This window comes from Paenibacillus sp. LHD-117 (genome assembly GCF_030929555.1).
In the GTDB taxonomy this organism is placed as follows: domain Bacteria; phylum Bacillota; class Bacilli; order Paenibacillales; family Paenibacillaceae; genus Pristimantibacillus.
In genome coordinates, this window is the sequence record NZ_JAVFVT010000006.1 from 27751 (window position 1) to 49710 (window position 21960).

At 56.5% G+C, this 21960-nt stretch carries 17 protein-coding genes; all 17 read right to left on the reverse strand.

Features of this window, described 5'->3' with window-relative positions; genetic code table 11:
• Positions 1-61: 61 nt before the first annotated feature.
• The gene (murA, locus tag RB620_RS05870) at positions 62-1342 is read right to left on the reverse strand and encodes a UDP-N-acetylglucosamine 1-carboxyvinyltransferase (protein ID WP_308092681.1); all 1281 of its coding nucleotides are present in this window, start codon (positions 1340-1342) and stop codon (positions 62-64) included.
• 15 nt (positions 1343-1357) lie between these two features.
• A complete protein-coding gene (gene murB, locus RB620_RS05875; protein WP_308092683.1) occupies positions 1358-2263 on the reverse strand; it encodes a UDP-N-acetylmuramate dehydrogenase in 906 nt (301 codons plus the stop codon).
• Positions 2264-2462: 199 nt separating this feature from the next.
• Positions 2463-3560, reverse strand: a complete 1098-nt coding sequence (gene spoVE, locus RB620_RS05880) for a stage V sporulation protein E (protein ID WP_308092684.1) — start codon at positions 3558-3560, stop codon at positions 2463-2465.
• 46 nt (positions 3561-3606) lie between these two features.
• Positions 3607-5067, reverse strand: a complete 1461-nt coding sequence (murD, locus tag RB620_RS05885; RefSeq protein ID WP_308092685.1) for a UDP-N-acetylmuramoyl-L-alanine--D-glutamate ligase — start codon at positions 5065-5067, stop codon at positions 3607-3609.
• Positions 5068-5137: 70 nt separating this feature from the next.
• Positions 5138-6094, reverse strand: a complete 957-nt coding sequence (gene mraY, locus RB620_RS05890; RefSeq protein ID WP_308092686.1) for a phospho-N-acetylmuramoyl-pentapeptide-transferase — start codon at positions 6092-6094, stop codon at positions 5138-5140.
• Between the two features lie 4 nt (positions 6095-6098).
• Positions 6099-7514, reverse strand: coding sequence for a UDP-N-acetylmuramoyl-tripeptide--D-alanyl-D-alanine ligase (locus tag RB620_RS05895; protein ID WP_308092688.1), 1416 nt, complete (start codon positions 7512-7514; stop codon positions 6099-6101).
• On the reverse strand, positions 7511-8998 hold the full coding sequence (locus tag RB620_RS05900) for a UDP-N-acetylmuramoyl-L-alanyl-D-glutamate--2,6-diaminopimelate ligase (RefSeq protein ID WP_308092690.1): 1488 nt from the start codon (positions 8996-8998) through the stop codon (positions 7511-7513). The genes RB620_RS05895 and RB620_RS05900 overlap by 4 nt, the downstream gene beginning before the upstream one ends.
• A gap of 77 nt (positions 8999-9075) precedes the next feature.
• A complete protein-coding gene (locus tag RB620_RS05905) occupies positions 9076-11016 on the reverse strand; it encodes a stage V sporulation protein D (RefSeq protein WP_308092692.1) in 1941 nt (646 codons plus the stop codon).
• Between the two features lie 804 nt (positions 11017-11820).
• Positions 11821-14190: a penicillin-binding protein gene (locus RB620_RS05910; protein WP_308092693.1), complete on the reverse strand. Its 2370-nt coding sequence runs from the start codon at positions 14188-14190 to the stop codon at positions 11821-11823.
• 10 nt (positions 14191-14200) lie between these two features.
• A complete protein-coding gene (gene ftsL / locus RB620_RS05915) occupies positions 14201-14602 on the reverse strand; it encodes a cell division protein FtsL (RefSeq protein ID WP_308092694.1) in 402 nt (133 codons plus the stop codon).
• Positions 14603-14617: 15 nt separating this feature from the next.
• Positions 14618-15568, reverse strand: a complete 951-nt coding sequence (rsmH, locus tag RB620_RS05920; protein WP_308092696.1) for a 16S rRNA (cytosine(1402)-N(4))-methyltransferase RsmH — start codon at positions 15566-15568, stop codon at positions 14618-14620.
• Positions 15569-15625: 57 nt separating this feature from the next.
• Positions 15626-16063, reverse strand: coding sequence for a division/cell wall cluster transcriptional repressor MraZ (mraZ, locus tag RB620_RS05925; protein ID WP_308092698.1), 438 nt, complete (start codon positions 16061-16063; stop codon positions 15626-15628).
• 136 nt (positions 16064-16199) lie between these two features.
• Positions 16200-17228: a DUF4349 domain-containing protein gene (locus tag RB620_RS05930; RefSeq protein ID WP_308092700.1), complete on the reverse strand. Its 1029-nt coding sequence runs from the start codon at positions 17226-17228 to the stop codon at positions 16200-16202.
• Positions 17229-17380: 152 nt separating this feature from the next.
• Positions 17381-18646, reverse strand: a complete 1266-nt coding sequence (locus RB620_RS05935) for an adenosylhomocysteinase (protein ID WP_308092702.1) — start codon at positions 18644-18646, stop codon at positions 17381-17383.
• 14 nt (positions 18647-18660) lie between these two features.
• Positions 18661-20301: a bacillithiol biosynthesis cysteine-adding enzyme BshC gene (bshC, locus tag RB620_RS05940; protein WP_308092704.1), complete on the reverse strand. Its 1641-nt coding sequence runs from the start codon at positions 20299-20301 to the stop codon at positions 18661-18663.
• Between the two features lie 159 nt (positions 20302-20460).
• Positions 20461-20859, reverse strand: coding sequence for a DUF3397 domain-containing protein (locus tag RB620_RS05945; RefSeq protein ID WP_308092706.1), 399 nt, complete (start codon positions 20857-20859; stop codon positions 20461-20463).
• A gap of 23 nt (positions 20860-20882) precedes the next feature.
• A complete protein-coding gene (locus RB620_RS05950) occupies positions 20883-21896 on the reverse strand; it encodes a ketopantoate reductase family protein (RefSeq protein WP_308092708.1) in 1014 nt (337 codons plus the stop codon).
• Positions 21897-21960 lie beyond the last annotated feature (64 nt).

Sequence of the window (21960 nt, forward strand, 5' to 3'; positions counted from 1 at the left end):
CGCCGGCCTCCCCGGCATGATCTCGCGAGGAAGCCGAACGCTTCGAACTAACTGCATGATGTCATCTAGTCATTTCCTTATTAGGCACGGGTGAATAACGGGATATCCGGGCTCCCAGCTTCGTCAGCATCGTCTCGATCCGGTCATAGCCGCGGTCGATATGATGAACTTGCTCGACGATCGTCCGACCCTGCGCCGCGAGTCCCGCGATGACGAGCGCGGCTCCGGCTCTAAGGTCGGTCGCTTCGACGGTAGCGCCGTAGAGACGCGCCACTCCGCGGATGAAAGCCGCGTTCATGTCGACGCGGATATCCGCGCCCATGCGTGACAACTCGTCGACGTGCTTGAGGCGACCTTCGAAGATCGTTTCTTTCATGACGCTGACCCCTTCCGCAAGCGTGAGCAAAACCATCACCTGGGATTGCAGATCGGTCGGGAATGCCGGATATGGCGAGGTAACGATCCGTTCGATCGACTTCGGCCTAGCGGCGCTATCAACCTTTATTATATCACCGTCAACGACGATTTGAACACCTGCGCGGCGCAGAACATGGATAAGAGAGGATAGGTGGGCGGGCTGGGTATTTTGCAGCGTGACCGCTCCGCGGGTAGCGGCGGCGGCAACCATGATGGTGCCGGCTACGATACGGTCGGGAATGACCTTGTAGCGGCAAGGGGTAAGTTCGGCAACGCCGTCAATCGTAATCGTGTCCGTGCCGGCGCCCATGATTTTGGCGCCCATGGCGTTCAAGAAACGCTGCAAATCCTGAATTTCCGGCTCCCTCGCCGCATTCGTCAAGGTCGTGCGGCCTTCGGCGAGGACGGCAGCCATCATAATGTTTTCTGTCGCGCCTACGCTAGGGAAGCTTAAGTGAATGTCTGAACCTTGCAGCTTCTCCGCGCGGCAGACGATCCGGTTGCCGATCTCCTCGATTTCGGCGCCTAACGCTTGCAAGCCTTGCAGATGCAGGTCAATCTTTCTCTCTCCGATCGCGCAGCCCCCGGGCTGGTAGACCTGCGCTTCGCCGAAGCGCGAGAGCAGCGGTCCCATGAGGAAAATCGAGGAACGCATCTTGTTCATCAATGTCTCCGGCACATGGGACGTATGAATGGCGGTCGTATCGAGAACGACCGTTTCTCCGATATGCTCGGCGCGGCATCCTAATTCGCGTAAAATGTTTAGCATGACATCGATATCCAGCAGTCGAGGCACCGAATCCAACGTGATCGTGCCTTCGGCCAGCAGGCTGGCAGCCAATATCGGCAAAGCGGCATTTTTCGCTCCTTGGATAACTATGGATCCTGAGAGAGGTTTCCCGCCTTCAATCACCAATTTGTCCAATGTATCACCTCCGAATTACCGCTCGCCCACCACCAGTACTTCCGGCACCAGCTTCACGCCGAAGCGCGCTTCCACGGTGCCTTGGATGTGGGACATGAGGGCGAGTACATCTCTAGCTGTCGCTTGCCCGGTGTTTACAATAAAATTGGCGTGTTGCTCGGACACCTGCGCGCCTCCGATGGCAAAGCCCTTCAGCTCCGCCTCCTGGATGAGCCTCGCGGCATAGTCGCCGGGCGGATTGCGGAATACGCTTCCCGCGCAGGCCATCTGCAGCGGCTGCGTCCTAAGTCTCCGTTCTTTGAATGAAGCCATCGCCGAAGCGATCTCCATCCGGTCGCCTTCGGCCAGCTCGAAGCCGGCTTCCACGACAAAGCCTTTTTTCTCGTGCAGGATAGAATGCCGGTATGAGAACCCCATATCCTCAAGGCCGTAACGAACCAATTCCCCTGTCTCCAGAACAATGTCAGCATACTTGAAAATACGCGACACATCCGATCCATGCGCTCCCGCATTCATGTAGACGGCTCCTCCGACCGTGCCGGGAATTCCCCCTGCGAATTCCAGCCCGGTGAGGCCCTCCTTGCCTGCCATGACAGACAGCTTAATGAATGAATAGGCCGCGCCAGCGATCGCTGACGAGCCTTCGAAACGCACGAAATCGAGACCTCCGGACGGCTTGATCACAACGCCGCGAATCCCTTTGTCGCTAGCCAGCATATTGGAGCCGCGCCCCAGGTTCGTCCAAGGCACCTCGTGTTTATGCAGCAGCTTGACTGCGGTAATCAGTTGTTCTTTGCTCCGTGGAAGGATTAACAAGTCGGCCGGTCCGCCGATTTTCCAAGTAGTGTGCTTCGAAAGCGGTTCGTTAAGCAGCAGCTCGCCGACTGCCGATTCCCTTAGTTCCGCTATACATGCTTCCATTACGACTTCCTCCTTCATTGCTGCGGATCTTGCCATTCGCCGCAAATCGATTGTGATCTTCCGCTCCCGCAGGTGACGGTCGCGAATATAAGGTATCTTATGCCCTGCTAACATGTTGTGTGACAGACGCCTATAGAGCAGGCTAGTGTACGCCGCTTTAAGCTAGGAGACTCCGGAAAGCGCGATACGCATTTCGTCCTCACCTCGAATAACGCGAAATATTCAGCAAAATGCCAAGCGCCGTAAGCAGTAGCGTGAGCGATGAGCCCCCATAGCTGACAAGCGGCAGCGTAATGCCGGTGACAGGCATCATGCCGATGACGACTCCGATGTTGATGAGCACCTGAACGCCGATAATGCCGGTAATACCGACGGCCAGGAAGCTGCCGAACGTATCCGGCGCCGCGATGGCCGTCCGGATGCCTCTCCAGACGACAATAAGAAACAAAAGGATGATCGTCGCTCCGCCGATAAAGCCGAGCTCTTCAGCCAGAATGGAAAAGATAAAGTCGGTTTGCGGCTCGGGCAAGTAGCTGAACTTCTGCCTGCTCATGCCGAGGCCGAGACCCACAAGTCCGCCTGGCCCGATCGCGAAGAGCGATTGGATGATCTGATAACCGCCGCCGAGGGGATCCGCCCAAGGATCCAGGAACGACGTAATGCGCTGCAACCGGTAAGGAGCCGCAAGGATCAGTCCTACGAAGCCGACGACGCCGACCATCGCAAGACCCCCGAGATGAGTCATCCGCGCGCCTGCCGTATAAATCAAAATAAGGGATGCGCCCACCATGACCGAACCCGTGCCAAGATCGGGCTGAAGCATGATCAGCCCGAACGCGAGCCCGACGAGTCCGAGCGGCGGCATGAGACCTTTCGTGAACAACGTAATGGTCTGCTGTTTCTCCGAGAGCCACCTCGATAAGAACAAAATCATGGCAAGCTTCATGAATTCCGACGGTTGTATGCCGAAGGAACTGATGCCGAGCCAGCTTCTCGCTCCCCCGCGGACGACGCCGATGCCGGGGACCAAGACGATGACGAGCAGCCCGAAGCAAACGATCAGCGCCATGGGCGCCCACTTCTTCCAGACAGTATAATGAACGTTCATCGTAAATAGTAACGCGCCGATGCCGAGTCCGGCAAATAAGAGCTGGCGTTTCACATAATAAAACCGATCCCCGAACTCATGGAGCGCGAGCACCGCGCTCGCGCTATATACCATAACGAGACCGATTGCAAGAATAAGCCCAATGGCGGCGAATAGCCAAATATCGGGGGCAGAACGCGCTTTAGCCATAGCGAACACACCTCTTAGCATGGGAAAGTAGGGACAGGCCCCCTACTTACAAGGTATGCGCCGATTGTTTAAACATGCTCCCTCTCTGTTCGTAGGACTCGAACATGTCCCAGCTCGCGCAAGCCGGCGAAAGCAACACGGCATCGCCCGGCTCCGCCATCGCGAAGGCGCGCGAGACCGCTTCGCGGAGCATGGATTCGGCGTCCTTCTCAGCGTTCACCGATTCCACTTTGGTTAAACCTGCCAGGCCCGCCACCCGCTCCAGCTTCGAGCGGGTTTCCCCTAGCGCCACAAGCCCTTTGAGCTCCTTGAACAGCGGCAGCAGCTCCATGTAGTCCGAACCCCGGTCCAGCCCTCCGGCGACCAATACGATCGGGTTGTTCAGCGACCGGACGGACATCGTTGTCGCCGTCGGATTGGTCGCTTTGGAATCGTTGTAGAACGTCACGCCGTTTTTCTCGCAGACGTATTCGAGGCGATGCTCCACGCCCTTGAAGAGGCGCAGCGGCTCTGCTAGAGCGGCCGGCTCGGCTCCGGCGGCAAGGCATGCCGCGATAGCGGCGATCGCGTTGGCCGCGTTGTGCCGGCCCCGAATGCCGAGCTCGTCGACCGGCATAATGACGGTCTCCGAACCGCCTTCGGATGCTGGGCCGCGATATACGATCTTGCGGCGCTCAGCTTCGATACCCGTATCGGCCAATCCGTCGCTGCCTTCGACCGTATCGCGCGCGAAAGGCGGCTCTATGCACACGCCTTCCTCCAGCTTCTCGTAAAGGGAGAACGGCAGGAGCCTGGACTTCAATCCTTCCGCCGTCTCGCGGCAGACCGGATCATCCCAGTTCAGTACGGCCGTATCCGCCTCGGTCTGGTTCGCGAACAGCTTCCGCTTGGAAGCCAAATAATCTTCCATGCTTCCGTGGTAGTCGAGATGCGTCTCCGCAAGGTTTAGCAGAAGCGCGATGCGCGGACGGAACGACTGCGTTCCCTTCAACTGGAAGCTGCTCAATTCGGCGACGATCCAGTTATCTCGCTTCGCGTCCTGGACGGCTTCGCAAAGCGGCAGGCCGATATTGCCTGCGACGATGGGCTGCTTTCCCGCCGCATCCAGCAGCATGCCGATCAATGTCGTGGTCGTCGTCTTGCCGTTAGAGCCCGTAATGCCGATGATCGGGGCTGGCGAGATCAGATAGGCGGCTTCCACCTCCGTCACGACCTCCACGCCTTTCTCCAGCGCTTGGCGCACGGGAGGCGCGCCGTACGGGATGCCCGGATTTTTGATCAGCAGCGCGGTACGCTCGTCGATCAGGTCGTCCGGATGGTAACCGCATAACACGGAAATGCCCAAAGCGTCGAGTTCGTCCGCTTCGGGGCTGTTTGCTCTTTCTTTTTTGTCATTGACGATGACGTCGGCGCCCAGCTTATGGAATAGCTTGGCGACGCTGACGCCGCTTCTCGCAAGACCGAGCACGACGACGCGCCGGCCCCGGTAGTCTGCCGGATGGTTCATGCAGCGACAATCCTTTCTATGTACACAGGAAGCGGCTCCCGTAAGCGAGAACCGCCCTAGCGTTTGGTTATTAGATAACGAACAGAACGCCGACAGCCGCAAGGAGCAGGCCGACGAGCCAGAACACGGTAACGACCTTCCATTCGGACCAGCCGACCAGCTCGAAGTGATGGTGGATCGGGCTCATCTTGAAGATTCGTTTGCCTCTTAGTTTGAAGGAGCTGACTTGCAAAATAACGGACAGCATCTCGATGACGAACACGCCGCCGATGACGATGAGCAGCAGCTCCGTCTTCGTCAGGATCGCCACGGCCGCGATGCCGCCGCCGATGCCGAGCGAGCCCATGTCGCCCATGAACACCTTGGCCGGGTGCGCGTTATAGACCAAGAAACCAAGCACCGCTCCGATCATCGCGGCCGAGAACACCGCTGATTCATACGCGGATGTTTGCAGCGCCACGATCGTGAACGCGCCGAACGCGATGGCGCTCGTTCCTGCGAGCAGTCCGTCCAAGCCGTCGGTGAAATTGACCGAATTGCTGGCCGCGAACATAATGATAACGACAAGCGGATAGTAGAACCAACCGAGATCGAATCCAAGGTCCGTACCCGGAATCATGATTTCGGTGCTGTGGCCCATATTGTACAGCAACGCGCAAACGACGACCGAGAAGAGCAGCTGACCGAACAGCTTCTGCCTAGCCGTCAGACCGAGCGAGCGCTTAAATACGATTTTGATATAATCGTCCAAAAATCCGACGAGGCCGAATCCGAGCGAGGCCGTCAGCAGCACCCAGAATTCGCTGGACTTGTCGGAGAATCGCAGGAAGGCGATCATGAGCGCGATCATGATAATGATGCCGCCCATCGTAGGCGTGCCGCTTTTCTTCAGATGACTCTCAGGACCCTCGGTGCGAATCTGCTGGCCGAACTTCAGTCGTCGGAGCAAAGGAATGAACAATGGTCCGAGCAGAACCGCTATTAAGAATGAAGTGCCGATCGAAAAAAGTATGACCATCATGTCCATGTCTTCACCCCTTCTCCAAAGCTTGGACAACTTGTTCCATCCGCATTCCTCGCGAGCCCTTCACGAGAACGAGGTCTTCCGGAAGGAGTTGATCCTTCAGCCACTCCGCCAGCTGATCCTTGTCGTCGAAGTGACGCACGTTGCCTGCTTGATCCGCTTCAGGGAGGCTGGCCTTCGCGCCCTCGGACGTGTTGGCCGATAACGAACCGTACGTCAGCACGCCTTCTGCCGAGTCCGGCGTTAAATACGCACCTATCCCGCGGTGAAGCTCCGCTTCCTCCGGTCCGAGCTCGAGCATATCGCCGAGCACGACCCATCTGCGGCGGAACCCTTTCAAACCGCCTACCAAGTCGATCGCGGCGCGTACGGCCGTTGGATTCGCGTTGTAGGCGTCGTTCAGAATGACCGCTCCGTTGAACGCTTTCGACGGTTCGATCCGCATGCTTGTCAGCTTCAATTGCCGGAAGCTCTGCGCGATCTTCTCCGCCGGCACGCCGAAGAACCGGGCGGCCGCGATCGCGGCAAGCGCATTGCTAATATTATGACGGCCGGGTACCGGAATATGAACGGACCCTACGCTGCTGACTTGACCTCGGTTCATCGCGGCAAAGGCGCTGCTATCCGGATAAAGCTCGATCTGCTCCGCCGACCATTCATTGTCCGGACCGAGGCCGAACGTCCGAAGCGTTAACCCTTCGGGCAGCATCATGCCCGCCAGCCCTTCCCTCAGCAGCGGCTCGTCGCCGTTGTAAAGCAATACGCCGCTCTCGCCCAGGCCAAGCGCGATCTCGAGCTTCGCCTTCGCGATGCCGCCGCGAGAGCCGAGCTGCAGCATGTGAGCGTCGCCGATATTCGTAATGATCGCGAGATCGGGCGAAGCCAGCTTCGTAAGCAATTCAATCTCTCCGAAGCCGCTCATGCCCATCTCTAGGACGGCGACTTCCGTTTCCTCTTCCAGCCGCAGCAGCGTCAGCGGAAGGCCGATATGGTTGTTCAAGTTTCCTTCCGTCTTCAATACCGAGTAACTGGCGGACAACAAGGCGGCCGTCATGTCCTTCGTCGTCGTCTTGCCGTTGCTGCCCGTAATGCCGACGACGCGGACCGTCAGCTCGTTCCGGTAAGTGGAAGCAAGCCGCTGCAGCGCTTCAAGCGTATCCTTCACGATCAGGAAGGCCACGTCCGGCAGATCCGCCGGAATGTCGCGGCCTTTCTGCCATAGCATCGCCTTGGCTCCGTTCGCAGCGGCCTGCGCCGCAAAATCATGGCCGTCGAACCTCTCCCCGACGAGCGGGACGAACAGCTCCCCCCCGCCGGTTCTCCTCGAATCGGTCGTCACTCCGGTCAGAAGCGTATCGTGATGGCCACCTTGGCGAACTGCGCCGCACATGGCCGCGATTTGTCCTATCGTACGTTTAATCAATGTAACAATCCCCTTATCGCGTCTTTTGCCGTTAATCGATCGTCGAAATCATGAACCTCCCCGCCGATCAACTGGTAGGTTTCATGACCTTTCCCCGCAATCAATACTACATCGCCTTGGCTTGCCATTTCAACCGCTTTTTCAATCGCGCGCCTCCGATCCGGTATGATTGCATACCGTTCAGCGGCTACGCCCGCCTCTTTGAGGCCCGCTTCGATGTCGCCGATGATCCTCAGTGGATCCTCCGTCCTGGGATTATCGGAAGTCACGATCATATAGTTCGCATAGTCGGCGGCGATTCGGCCCATAAGCGGGCGTTTTTTCCGATCACGGTCTCCTCCGCAGCCGAAAACGCATAAGATGCGGTTCTCCGCAAATTCTCTGACCGCTTTGAGAACGTTCTCCAGCCCGTCGGGCGTGTGAGCGTAATCGACGATGACGGCGAACGGCTGTCCCGCTTCCACGCTTTCCACCCTGCCGGGCACGCCGGGAATCGATGCAAGCGAGACCGTAATCGCATCGAGCCCGATGCCTTCGAGCAGCGCCGCGGCGATGGCCGCAAGCGCGTTATAGACATTAAATTTGCCAGGCAGGTTCAGCCGGATATCCCCTTCACCGCGGAAGGTGCTCACGTGGAACGTCGTCCCTTTGGCCGTGATGCGGATATCGCTGGCCCGAACGTCTGAGTCGCGCTCGATGCCGTACGTGATCACTTCGGAGGAGGTTAACATGCTGAACCGAGCCGACGCATCGTCATCCGCGTTCAGGACGGCGAACGTCCGATCTTCCGCATGCCTGGCGTACGAATTGCCGAGACGCGAGAAGAACAGTCCTTTGGCGTCCTCATAACGCTCCATTGTTCCATGGTAATCCAGATGATCCTGCGTCAGGTTCGTGAAGATCGCCGTGCGGAATTTGCAGCCCTTCACCCTGCCTTGCTCAAGCGCGTGAGAGGATACCTCCATTGCGCAAAACTTCACGCCGCTATCTCGCATCTCCCCCAAATAACGCTGAAGATCATGCGCCTCCGGCGTCGTGCTCCCCATCGGATACGCGCGCCCTCCGTACCTTCGTTCGATGGTGCCGATTACTCCGGCCGGCTTGCCGTTGTCGTTCAATATTTTTTCGATGAGATAGGTCGTCGTCGTCTTGCCGTTCGTGCCCGTTACGCCGATGAGCCTGACGCTTTCGCTCGGATAGCCGTACAAGTAGTCCGCGATGACGGCCGTCGCGAGTCTCGAATCTTTGACGAGCAGCTGCGGGACGTTCAGCTCCAATCGCCATTCGGTGACGATCGCGACCGCGCCGCGGCTCACCGCCTCCCCGGCATACGCGTGGCCGTCGGCCTTCAATCCCGGCACGCACACGAACAGCTGACCCGGCGCCACCCGCCTCGAGTCCTTCTCCATCCCCGTAAACTCCGTCTCACCGTCTCCAATCAACCGCGCGGTAACGAGCAAATCCTTAAGATCGCGTAGACGCATCCCTTTCAAGCCTCCCTCGATTACTCTGACGGAATACTATATGCCGCCCAGAGCAAACGCGTTAATGGCCCGCTTGGTTAGTGGGGATGCTCGATATCGTCCTCGTCGCCCAGATAAATCCGGATCGTCGAGCCGCGCTCGACCCGCGCGCCCGCCGCGGGCGCTTGCCGGATGACAACCTTGCCGGAGCCAGCGGAGGTGAGGTTAAAGTTCATGTTCAGATCCTCGTACAGATCGGCGACGCTCTTGCCGATCAGGTTCGGAACCGTCACGACAGGCGTCTCGCCGTACTTGTAGAGGCGATCGATCTGCTTTTCGCGCGGCGGAATGTCCATAATGGTGAGGGCATCCTCCATAATATTGCGAACGATCGGCGCGGCGACCAGTCCGCCGAACTGGATACCTTGCGGGTTGTCGACGGCGACGTAAATCACGATCTCCGGATCGTCCGCCGGCGCGAATCCGATGAACGACACGATATGCTCATTCGGCGAATACCGCCCGTTAATGACTTTCTGCGCCGTACCCGTTTTTCCGCCCACGCGGTAGCCGTCGATAAACGCATTGCGCCCGGTACCTTTCGCGACGACGCTTTCCAATGCTTCTCGCACTTTCCTCGACGTTTCTTCGGAAATGACCGTCCGGACCGCTTCGGGCTCAACCTCCTGCACCGTTTCTCCTGTTTCTCGGTTAATGAGCGCCTTCGTCACATGCGGTTTGTAGAGCGTCCCCCCGTTAATGGCCGCAGAGACCGCCGCGATCTGTTGGATCGGCGTCACCGATACGCCTTGGCCGAAGGCCGTGGTCGCAAGCTCGACCGGACCGACTTGGCTTAGCTTGAACAGAATGCCGTTCTCTTCGCCGTTGATGTCGATACCCGTCTTCGTGCCGAAGCCGAAGTCTTTAATATATTGGAACAACGTTTCCTTGCCAAGTCGATTGCCCAGCGCGACGAAACCCGGGTTGCAGGAGTTTTCGACAACCTCGAGGAAGGTTTGGCTGCCGTGCCCGCCTTTCTTCCAGCATCGAAGCCTTGCGCCGCCAATCTCAACCGCGCCCGGATCGAAGAAATGTTCGTTTTTCAAATTGACCTTGTTTTCTTCCAAGGCCGCCGCCAGCGTAATAATCTTAAACGTGGAACCCGGCTCGTACGTCATCCAGATCGGCAGATTGCGGTTGTACACCTCGCTCGGCACTTCCTGGTACTTGTCTGGCTCGTAGGTCGGCCTGCTCGCCATCCCCAGAATCTCGCCGTTTTTCGGATTCATCGCGATCGCGATGACGCTGTCCGCCTGCAAGCCCGTCATCGCCTGGTCAAGCTCTCGCTCCATGACGGCTTGAATATCCTTGTCGATCGTCAGCTGCAGCGTCAGCCCTTCTTGCGGCTTCATGTACGTATCGGAAGAATTGGGCATTTGACGGCCCGCGGCATCAGACAAATACGTTACGTTGCCCTTGATGCCGGTTAAGGCATCGTTATATTTCGACTCGATACCGGTTAAACCTTGATTGTCGATCCCGGTAAATCCGAGCATATGCGCCGCCATGCTGCCGAAAGGATAATGACGTTTGCTGTCTTCGGCCACCACGATGCCGGGCAAATTTAACACTCTGATTTCGTTCGCCTTCTCCGGAGTCATCTTTCTCCCACCGGGTCCGAGCTGTACGATCCGTTCTTTCATCTTGACTTTCTTCAGCAGCGCCTCCTCGGACATATCCAGAAGTGGCGCAAGCGTCGCGGCCGTTTGTTCCTTCTCCTTCACCTGCACAGGGATCGCCCACACAGTCGGCGTACTTATGTTATAGGCCAGCTGAACGCCGTTACGGTCCCATATCTCGCCGCGCTTGGCGACATAAGGGATATTGCGCCGCCAAGAATCCTCCGCCCTCTCCGCAAGCTCGGCACCCTTGTACAGCTGTACGTAGCCAAGCCTTAGACATAAGGCGATAAACGCCACTCCGGCCAAAATAAGCACAATAAACAACCGTCGCCGGACCGTTACATTGGACACTTTCATCGTAGAAATCCCCCTCTGCGCCTCCGCTATGCGAGCGAGCGTACGCTGACGCTCATTCCCAACCTATGAAGGACAAGAGGGGGATAGAACAAGCCCCATTAGATGAAGTTCAAAAAGCCCGCTTTTGATCACGATGTAACTCAGTAAGCTAATTCGACGTCGAATCTTGTACTCAGCCGGTCACTCCGGTGCTCACGTAGCTTCCAGCTACGCTCCGCTCCTCGTTTCCCGGTTTCGTCCAATCTTCTACAGCGTTTTTGAAAAAAACGCAGCATCGGAAGCATAGGCTAATGTGCTGAAAACCGGACTTTTTGAACCTCTATTTGAATTGAAGTTCAAAAAGTCCGCTTTTGATCACGATGTAACTCAGGAAGCTTATTCGACGTCGAATGTTGCACGGAACCGTCAAAGCCTATGCTTACGAAGTATGTTTCTTTCAGAAACATTTGAGGTGCTCACGTAGCTTACAGCTACGCTCCGCTCCTCGTTTCCCGGCTTCCAGAATGCTAACGGATGCAGCTGCCGCTATTCGGCTCTTTTTGTTCGCTTTGAAAATCTAACGGAGATATGAGGCCTTATTTCGGTTTCTAAATCTGAAAAACGCCATTTTCAATGAAATATGCTCTCTCTCGTCCGTTAGATTTCCATAGTGGCTCATTATCGCATAATAAGAGCGCCCATATCCGTTAGATCCTAGAAGGTATAATTTATTAGATCAAAAATCCCGCTCAAAGCTCACGATGCGATTCAATAGGCTTACTCGATGGCTGTCGAAGGCTGCAATCAGCTAGAGTCTCAAATCGGCTAGTTCTCGCCGCCTTGGGATCCTTCTGTTCCAACGCCGCCGGAACCGCCGGAGTCTCCGGAATCGCCGCCCGTATCCGGCGATCCGCCGTTCTCGTCATCCCCGCCATCCGATCCCGTGCCGCTGCCGGAGTCCTCGGAATCGTCGTCCGCGCCGCCGGTTTCGTTCGCATTGCCCTCGCTCATCGCTTGGGCGTAGCCTTCCGAACCTTCCGGCGGCGACAGCTTCACTTTGACCAGCCGTTCCCCGTTTTGTTCGATAACCTGCTGGGAAACGACATAACCCGTTCCTTCCGGCACGAGCCTCGCGCCGATCAAGGAGGTCAGCTCCAGCGCGTCGCGCAGCGAGACGCCGGTCAAATCGGGGACGCTTAGCTGATCCTTCGTTTCCGTAACGAGATACACCTTCTGCGTTGGATGGATGAGCGATCCCGCGGAAGGAATTTGGCTCAGCACGGTGCCGCCTCCGCCGACGAGCTCGAAGGCCATGCCTTGGCCCTGCAGCTCGGCTTGCGCCTGGGATACCTTCAAACCCTTCAAATCCGGTACGGAAATCTGGATTTCTTTGTTCTGCTCTTCTTCTTGCTCTTTCTCGATCAGATCCCAGTTCGGCGCGACTCCCATCTTCCGAAGGCTCTTCAGCACGATCTCGCGGAAGGCCGGGGCCGCGACCGTGCCGCCGCCGACGAGCGGATCGTTCGGTTCGTCGACCATGATGTAGAGCACGATGCGAGGGTTGTCCACGGGTGCGTAGCCGATAAAGGATACGAGAAATTTATCCGTCGAATATTTGCCGTTGATAACCTTCTGCGCCGTGCCCGTCTTACCAGCCACGCGGTAACCTTCGATGTACGCGTTCCGTCCGGTCCCCTTCTCCAAGTCGGAGACAACTTGCTCCAAGTATTCGCCGACCTGCTTCGAGGTTTGTTCCGAGATGACTTGGCGCACGAACTTCGGCTCGTGGACCGTCGTCGTTTTGGTTGACGGATCGGTAATGCTTTTCACGATATGGGGCACCATCAGCTTGCCGCCATTGGCGACGGCCGCCACTGCCGCAACCTGTTGAATCGCGGTAACCTGAACCTGGCCTTGGCCGAACGAAGCCGATGCGATGTCCCTGTTATACTTCAAATTAATCAAGCCGGGAAGCTCGTTCGTCAGCTCGATGCCCGTCTTCTGGCCGAAACCGAACTTAGTGAAGTAGTCGCGGAGCTTATCCGCGCCGAGCCTCTCGAAGCCCAGCTTTACAAACGCGACGTTACTGGAATATTTGAGCCCGTCGAGGAAGCTGATCTTGCCCCAGCCCACCCGGTTATGCTCTCTTATCGGCCTCGGATCCCCCGGAACGACGATACTTCCGGATTGATAGATCTCGTCGGGATTAAAAACGCCTTCCTCGACCGCGGCCGCAAGCGTAGCGATCTTGAACGTCGAGCCGGGCTCGTACAGCGAGCCGACGGCATGGTTGTAGAAGCTCGCGTAGTCGTACTTTCCGTATTCGTTCGGATTAAACTCCGGCATGTTCGCCATCGCGAGGATTTCCATCGTGTTCGGATCGGCGGCGATCGCCGTCGCGCTCTTCGGCGCGTATTTCTCGACGATGTCCCGCAGCGCTTCCACCACGTATTGTTGAATGTCGCTGTCGATCGTCAACTTGATGTTGCTGCCGTCCTTCGGCGCCTGATAGTCGACCTCGCCTTTGGAGAGCTGGACGCGTTTGCCGTCCTTCTCGTATTTGATAAAGCCGTCGACGCCCGTCAATTGATCGTCGAAATACGCTTCCACGCCGGTTTTGTTCTCCCCGTCCAAGCTGACGTAGCCGACAAGCTGGGAGGCGAGCGAATCGCGCGGATAATACCGTTTGAGCGTCTCGGTGAGATAGATGCCGGTGTCTTGCGCCTTCTTGTCGTCCTTCAGCTTTTCCTCCAGCTCGTCGCGGAACGTCCGGATGCCGTCGGCCACCGTTTTATCGATCTGCCACCCGCCCTTCCTCAGCTCGCGGGATCTGTAGTATGTACCGTCATCCTTCTGCGCCTTGACTTGCTTGTCCAGTTCGTCCTTCGGGATGCCGAGCGTTTCGTGCAGTCCGTCAATTACCTCCTCCGCAATATCCGCTTCATGAATGATCTGCGGGTCTACCGACACGTTGTATGCGATCGTGTCCATCGCCAGCACATTGCCGTCCCTGTCCGTGATCTCTCCTCTCTTCGCCGCGATCGTATCCGCTGCCGCCCATCTTTTTTTCGCTTCGTCATACCACATGGCCCCGTCTACAACTTGGACCAAGTAGATTCGACCGATTAAAATGAGAAAAAGGAGGGTCATGATCCCTCCAAAAAACAACGTTCGAAGCTTAATTCGTTTCCCCATATGAATCACCCTATTCTTGCATGACTGTCGTCAGGTCGTCATCGTTCGTTTTCACCGTAATGCCGCCATCCAGGCTGTTTACCATGCCCTGCGTCTCGGCCATCTTCCGGATACGCTCCGGATTGCTCAGCATTTCGACCTGCTTCTTCAGCTCTTCCAGCTCGATGTTCATCGTCTGATATTCCGTGTTCATTCTATTAATTTGGAGATTCATATCATAGATTTGCGCGTAGCGGAAAATAATGACTCCGGCGACAACGACGCAGATCAGGACGGTGAACAAATAAAGCAGCTTTTCCTGGACCGGCAAAGACTTGCGTTTGATCACGAGTTTTTTGGTTTCGCGGATTACCGGCTCCTGCTTTGTTTTTCTCTTCGGTTGGAGTGCCAGATTGCCATTCACATACGCCACGATAAAATCCCCCTTTTACAATTTTTCTGCGACCCTCAGCTTGGCCGAACGCGCGCGCGGATTGTCTTCCAGCTCTCTTTCGCCCGGTAGAATAGGTTTTCGGTTTATAAGTTTAAGCGTGCCTTTGTTGCCGCAAACGCATAACGGAAAATCAGGCGGACAAGTGCATTTTTCCACATATTTGGCAAAAATCGTCTTGCATATCCGGTCTTCCAAGGAATGGAACGTAATCACCGACGCCCTGCCTCCCGGGGCAAGACATCGTACCGCCTGCTCCAGCGCTTCCTCTTCCGCTCCCAACTCGTCGTTGACCGCGATGCGCAAAGCCTGGAACGAACGTTTCGCCGGATGCGGACCCGTCCGTCTCGTAGCGGCCGGAATGGAGGATTTGATCAGCTCCGCTAGCTCGCCGGTCTTCTCGATCGGCGCGACAGCTCTTGCTTTCACGATGTTGCGCGCGATGTTGCGGGCGAATTTTTCTTCGCCGTACCGGTCTAGTATGCGGGCAATCTCTCTTTCTTCCCATTCGTTTACGATTTCATGCGCCGTAAGCGGCTCCTCGCGGTCCATTCGCATGTCCAGCGGAGCGTCGTGGTTGTAGCTGAAGCCTCTCTCGGCTTCGTCTAGCTGCGGGCTCGAGACGCCTAGATCGAACAGGATGCCGTCCACTTGCGGAATGCCATCCGCGAGCGGAACACCGCAGCCTCTTAATTCTTGCTCCAGGTAGCGGAAGTTGCTTCTGACCAGCGTTACTTTATCCATATAGGGAGCTAACCGTTCGCGTGCGTTGCTTAGCGCCAAGTCATCCTGGTCGAACGCAATCAACCTTCCGCCGTCACTTAGCCTGGATGCGATGAGTTCGCTATGCCCGGCCCCTCCAAGCGTGCAATCCACATAGATGCCGCCGGGCTTGATGGCCAATCCGTCAACTGCTTCCTCCAATAATACCGTCGTATGCTGAAACACGCCGTCATTCCCCCGTTCCTGATGTTCGTTATTCTCTAAGATGATGTCGTTCTCGCGCTAAAAGTTAAAATCGAAATCAACCAGCTTCTCCGCGATTTCGTTAAAGGCTTGCTCCGATTGCGCGTAATAACCTTCCCAAATCTGCTTGCTCCAAATTTCCACGCGGCCCGAGACGCCTAATACCATACAATCCTTATCCAGCTTGGCATAATCTCTCAGATGGGCGGGTATGTTTACCCTTCCCTGTTTATCCAGCTCGCATTCCGTCGCCCCCGAGAAAAAAAATCTCGTGAACGCCCGTGCGTCCGACTTCATAAGCGGCAGCGTCTTCAGCTTCTGCTCCAGCACGCTCCACTCGCTCATGGGATAAACGAACAAACAGTTGTCGAGGCCTCGGGTGGCGATAAAGGTCGTTCCAAGCGAATCGCGGAATTTCGAAGGGATAATGATCCGCCCCTTCTCGTCGATGCTATGTTGATATTCACCCATAAACATGATTCCGCTCCACTCCTTCCCCCAAACACTCCACTTTGCCCCACTTTTCCCCACCTAAATACAATAGTTCGCCACCTAAAATAAAAATCCTGCTAGAGTAGCAGGATTTTGTTTAACTATTTTAGGTTGTTAAATATTAACTTTCCGGCGGTGAATTTCCGTCATCCGACATCGTCCCGGGAGCTCCTTTTTGCGTCCTTCTGTACTTGACATACAGATAGATCGGGATTCCGACGACAGCGAGCACAGCAATTACGGGCAATGCGCCTACAAAAACGATCAAGAGAAGCTGCAATCCATTGAGTACGGCTTTCGAGCTCCCTGTCAAGGCGTCCGAAAGCTTAGATCCGAAGGATTTGGGATTCATATGTTCGGCGGAAGCCAGCTTTTGATCCTTTTGATAGACCCTAAGCTCGATCGTGGAGTAGGCGACATTCGCGTCCAGGTATCGGAGCCTACCCAGGATTTGTTCGATTTGCTCTTGAACGACGGCGAGCTGGTTGGAGAATTGCAGCAGATCATCCGCTTTGGATGCCTTTTCCATCATGCCGAGAAGCCTATCCTCCACCACTCTCTTCGCCTTTAACCGGGACTCCAGGTCTACGTATTCCTCCGAAACGTCTTTCCCGGACAAGCTTTTTTCGATCTGCAGATTCGGAATGTTCGATATCCGGTCCACGAACGACATGAACCCCTGCGCGGGAACTTTGATCGTATATTGGGATCCGATCTCCCCGTCGTACCTGGAATCGCTGAATTGCAAAATGTAGCCGCCGCTGGTGTTGATCGCGTTCTTCAGCTCCGAAGCCGTCGCCTTGAGATCCTCTACCCGCATCGTCAGGTTGGCGGAATAAATGATTTTGCCGTGGAAGGCTTCGCCGCTCGCGGCCTCCGTTCCGCCAAGCGCCCCGCCGCCCTCGGCGACTTCGCCCTCCGCCGCTTCCTCCGATGGCGCTTCCGCGACCGATTGCGACTTCAAGGCATCCGTTCCTCCGTTATTCGCGGAAGATGACTTACTCTCGCCGCTGCCGGTGAAATTCCCGCCGTTTGCGGCCGAATTCGAATCGGCTGCTTGGCACCCGGCCAGCAGCAAGATAGCTAACGCGAGCGCGAGCGCGGCCATAAGGCTGTGCCGTCTTCTTTTTTTGTCCGACGATTGAACCATGCCTTCACCCCCCTTATTCAATTGATAATCGGCTGCTTCACCAACCTAAACGGTTTTTGGAAGAGAAAGGTTCCAATGGAAACGAAAAAAAGGACCTTCCGCGCATGTACGCGCGAAAGGCCGGGCTGGCCGCTTGAAGCGGCCGTTTCCGTTTATTCGTGCTCCGCCCAGCTGTCCAAATAAGCGATCTGCTCGGCCGTCAGCTTATCGATGGCGAAGCCAAGCGATTCCAGCTTGTAGCGCGCCACTTGCTCGTCGAGCTCGTAAGGCACGTTCACCACTTTGTTCCCGATGGTGTTGTATTGCTCGTTTACGTATTTGAGCGACATTGCCTGCAGGGCGAACGTCATATCCATGATTTCCGCCGGATGGCCGTCTCCCGCAGCCAGATTGACGAGGCGTCCTTCCGCCAGCAGGTAGAACTTGCGGCCGTCCTCCATCTTGTATTCTTCGATATTGCGGCGCACCGTACGTTTGGATACGGACATCGCCTCGAGCTCGACCTTGTTCACTTCGACGTCGAAGTGGCCGGCGTTGGACAAGATCGCGCCGTCCTTCATCACTTCGTAATGTTCGCGGCGGATGACGTCGCGGTTGCCCGTTACAGTGACGAACATATCGCCAAGCTTCGCCGCTTCCAGCATCGGCATGACCGCGAACCCGTCCATGTACGCTTCCACTGCTTTGATTGAATCGATCTCCGTGACGATGACGTTCGCGCCGAGTCCCTTCGCCCGCATCGCCACGCCTTTGCCGCACCAGCCGTAACCGACGACGACGACGGTCTTGCCGGCTACGACCAGGTTCGTCGTGCGGTTGATGCCGTCGAAGACGGATTGTCCGGTGCCGTACCGGTTATCGAACAAATATTTGCAATACGCGTCGTTAACCGCGATCATCGGGAATTGCAGCTCGCCTTGTTTCTCGAGCGCTCTCAGGCGGATGATGCCGGTTGTCGTTTCTTCCGCGCCTCCGCGCAGATTGACGGCGTGTTCCTTGCTGTCCGTATGGAGCAGCGTAACGAGGTCGCCGCCATCGTCGATCAGCAGATCCGGGTTGCACTCCAGCGCCTTCATGTTCAGCGCCTTGAATTCGGCCGGCGTCGGATTGTATTTCGCGAATACGGTAATGCCGTCTTCCACGAGCGCCGCGCAGACGTCGTCCTGCGTCGATAGCGGATTGCTGCCCGTGATCGTCACTTCCGCGCCGCCCGCTTGCACCACCTTAGCCAAGTAGGCCGTCTTCGCCTCCAAGTGGAGGGAAATCGTCACTTTCAGTCCTTGGAACGGCTTCTCTTGCTCGAATTGCTCCCTAATGCGGTTCAATACAGGCATATGCGCGCTCGCCCAATCAATCTTCAGATGGCCTTCCGGAGCCAGGGATGGATCCGCGATTATGCTTTTGTCAATCGTACTCATGTCAGCACCCTCCATTATAAATAAACGATTTCATGTTCGCCCGTGCGGCTGTACGGCGCCTCAAGCAATTTCTTCAGCCATTCGTCGCCATACCGATTCCAGTAGCCGGCCATGTTGACGACCCGCTCCTGAGGTTTGCCGAGCGGCTGCAGCGACAACCGGATCCGTTCGAGCTGGCGGGTCGAAGCTTCGAATTGTTTGTTGTACGCATCGATCGTCTTCGATTCCAGATAGCCGATTTGTTCCAAAATTTTCGCCATGTTCGTCTCGCCAAGCTTTGTCAGCCCGGCTTGAATCGAGCCGGCAAGCTCCAGCAGCGGCAGGTACATGCTTTCGAATGAAGCTTTCGCCTCGCCGAATTTGGATTCGATATCCAAGCTGTCCTGCCCCTTCAGCCAGGCCGACTTCTTCTCCTCGAACCTTTCCATCACGTCCGCGAAGCTGAGCTCGTATTTGGCCATGTTTTTGGCGATCGTGCCTTCGATCAGCGTGTAGGACATCCGAGGCACGAGGATCGGCATCTCCATGCCGAGCGCACGGAACGCTTCGCCCGTCGTCGCCCAATAAGCGATTTCGCCGGGACCGAGCACGGCGGCAATGACGGGAAACAGGTAGTCCTGCATGAGAGGACGCGTCATTACGTTGTTGCTGAACTGCTCCGGTCGTTCGTCGACGAGTCGCAGCAGCTCATCCTGCGTCCACGTGACGGTTCCTTTCCGGTCTTGGAAGAATCCATCCTTCTTATAGAGCAGCGTGCGCTCATCCTGCTTGTCGGACTGGAATAGGAACAAGTTCGCGCTGCCTTCGGCCAATTCCGCCTGCAACGGATAACCAAGACTTTTCACTTGGGCGGCCGAAGCCTTGTATGCCGCGTCCAGCTTTTCGTTCTGCTCCAGCATCCTTCGGAACATCGGCGCTTCCACTTTGCGAAGGGCCGGATCATCCGCGTCCAGAAGCACGAGCCCTTCCGAACGGAATAACTTCGTCATGATCGAAGCGAACATCTCCGTTAAGGATGAACATTCGCCCGAAAGCTGACGAAGCTCTTCCATCATAGGGGCCTTGAACTCGGAATGCGGAAGCGATTGTTCCAGCTCGCTTGCGAGCTGCTCCCATTGCTCTGCACCGATCGTTGTCCGGCTGACCGACGTTCTCGTTCCTTCCGGCTTCGTGGCCATTAGCTTGCGAAGCTCCTGCTCAGCCGTAATGACATAAGCATGGTTCGCTTCGTCCCAATCATGGTCTTCTCCGGCAATCCAGAATACCGGCACGACGTGGACGCCAAGCTGTTCGCCGGCCGACTTGGCCGCCCCGATGACGGATACCGCCTTATGTATGACGAGAAGCGGACCTGTCCATAACCCGGCTTGCTGGCCTCCAACGATGACCGGCGCTCCTTCCGCCAGCGCCGCGATATTCCTCATCGTCGCTTCGGATGCGCCAAAACGTTCATTATAACCGCGAAGCACGGATGCGACGTCAGCCGCCGCGGCACGCGTATTTCCGCTTGCTCCAAGCCTTTGCCAGCGCGTCTCCCAATCTTGCGGCGTTCCGGCGTGATACCTGTACAATGCGTCCACTCCGGCGTCCTTGCGTTCCATATATGCTGCTGTCAGCGCCTGTGAGACAGGCAGCCGATAATGATCATGATTCATCCCAGCCATGCACCTCCAGTTCTCCGGTCAGCTCATTATTTTACTGAGAAAATAATAGTAAAACCATAGCCAATTGTACAGGAATAGTCGTACGGCAGTCAAAAAGAAAAAACGCCCCCGCGAAAATCGGGGACGTTGCGATCTCGATATAATGCCACATTAAGCTACGGAGAAAACCACTTTTCCGAGCAAGACGACCATGCAAATGACGTATAGGAAGCTCATCGCAAAAAAGCTAAGCCGCCAAATCGCCCGGAATGTCCTTTTTACGTCGACGTTGCCGCGCTTTCGGAATTGCGCGTTGCCGAGCAGTCCGCCGGCAAGCAGCATGACGAGCAGAATGCCGTAGAAGCCGAAGGTGCTGTCGAACAGCAGCTTGAAGCATCCCGCTACGCACAGGATAAAAAAGATCGTCGACACGTCCATTGCCATCCGAAGCGCTTTCTTCCGGTCTTTCACGTAAGCCCCGTAACCGAACAGCACGATGGCGAACGGCACGATCGGAAAAACGGCAAGTGCCGTAGACAGCTTCCAAAGGCTGTCCAATATTGCGTTCATGTCGGTATACTCCCCCCGCTTCCTTACTGACCGCTTCCGAATGCCTCGACGAGACGCAAGACCGACTCGTTCAACGGGGCTTGCAAGCCGTGCGCCGTGGCTAGCCGCACGATTTCTCCGTTAATGGAACCGATCTCTGTCCTTCTGCCTGCCCGGACGTCCGCAAGCATCGACGAAACGTTCTGGCTTGTCCGTTGGCAGACGCCAAGCACGCCCTCCCAGCTATCCTGCCACTCGTCCATGCCTGCGGCGCGGAGAATCGCTTCCGTCTCGAGATGCAGCGCCTTCATCAGCGGATACCCTCTCGGGTGAGAGGGCAGTTCGCCGTTCCGAATATCGAATATCGCCGTTAATGGATTGATGATTGCATTCATGAGCAATTTCTGGAAAACACGATTATGGATGTCATTCGACAGCGAAGCGTCAAATCCTGCCCGAATCAGCGATTCCAGCAACATTTTTTGACGATTGCTCGTTTGGTCGGCCATGTCTGGCACCCGTTCGGGGCTTGCATCCGATCCGGCATCGATCGAATTCTCCGCCCGGCTTCCGATATGTATTAGCCCGTGTCCGGTATGCCGGACGGAACGTTCGTCCTCGCGTTTGGCTCCGACGGTCGTCACCGCGTTATATAGGTCGAATCCGCCAGCAGCCGCCTCGGCCAGCTTCTCGAGATGCCCGGTTCCGTTCTGCATGCAAACCAGGGCGGGAGCGCCAGGCGTTAAGCGGATTAAACGGATGATCCGGCCTACGACCTCTTCCGACAAGTCCGTCTGCTTCAGCGCCAAGATATACCATTCGCAAGAACGCACCCCTGCCTTCTCCGCCGTCCGCAGCCGTTCCTCAGATAGCCATTCGCCTGCAGCCTTCACGACCTTCTCCGAACCATGCTCGGCGAGCAGCCGGATTCCTTTTTTCGTGATGTTCTCGCTTTGATTCTCCGTGCGGGTCCAGACCGTCACATCCGTCCCGGACTCGGCTAGCTTAGCGCCGATCAATAGGCCGATGGAACCTCCCCCGATTATCCCGATCCGCAAGTTCCAGTCCTCCCGTCCTTCCGTTTCCTGCCATTATACAACAGAGAACCCGCCGTTCCAAGAA

What these genes read in the sequence shown, in the direction of transcription:
- RB620_RS05910 (WP_308092693.1), bottom strand. Translation starts at nt 14,190, where the DNA reads ATGGGGAAACGAATTAAGCTTCGAACGTTGTTTTTTGGAGGGATCATG.
- mraZ (WP_308092698.1), bottom strand. Translation starts at nt 16,063, where the DNA reads ATGTTTATGGGTGAATATCAACATAGCATCGACGAGAAGGGGCGGATC.
- bshC (WP_308092704.1), bottom strand. Translation starts at nt 20,301, where the DNA reads ATGAATCATGATCATTATCGGCTGCCTGTCTCACAGGCGCTGACAGCA.
- RB620_RS05905 (WP_308092692.1), bottom strand. Translation starts at nt 11,016, where the DNA reads ATGAAAGTGTCCAATGTAACGGTCCGGCGACGGTTGTTTATTGTGCTT.
- RB620_RS05900 (WP_308092690.1), bottom strand. Translation starts at nt 8,998, where the DNA reads ATGCGTCTACGCGATCTTAAGGATTTGCTCGTTACCGCGCGGTTGATT.
- murD (WP_308092685.1), bottom strand. Translation starts at nt 5,067, where the DNA reads ATGAACCATCCGGCAGACTACCGGGGCCGGCGCGTCGTCGTGCTCGGT.
- RB620_RS05935 (WP_308092702.1), bottom strand. Translation starts at nt 18,646, where the DNA reads ATGAGTACGATTGACAAAAGCATAATCGCGGATCCATCCCTGGCTCCG.
- RB620_RS05930 (WP_308092700.1), bottom strand. Translation starts at nt 17,228, where the DNA reads ATGGTTCAATCGTCGGACAAAAAAAGAAGACGGCACAGCCTTATGGCC.
- murB (WP_308092683.1), bottom strand. Translation starts at nt 2,263, where the DNA reads ATGGAAGCATGTATAGCGGAACTAAGGGAATCGGCAGTCGGCGAGCTG.
- spoVE (WP_308092684.1), bottom strand. Translation starts at nt 3,560, where the DNA reads ATGGCTAAAGCGCGTTCTGCCCCCGATATTTGGCTATTCGCCGCCATT.
- RB620_RS05945 (WP_308092706.1), bottom strand. Translation starts at nt 20,859, where the DNA reads ATGAACGCAATATTGGACAGCCTTTGGAAGCTGTCTACGGCACTTGCC.
- mraY (WP_308092686.1), bottom strand. Translation starts at nt 6,094, where the DNA reads ATGGACATGATGGTCATACTTTTTTCGATCGGCACTTCATTCTTAATA.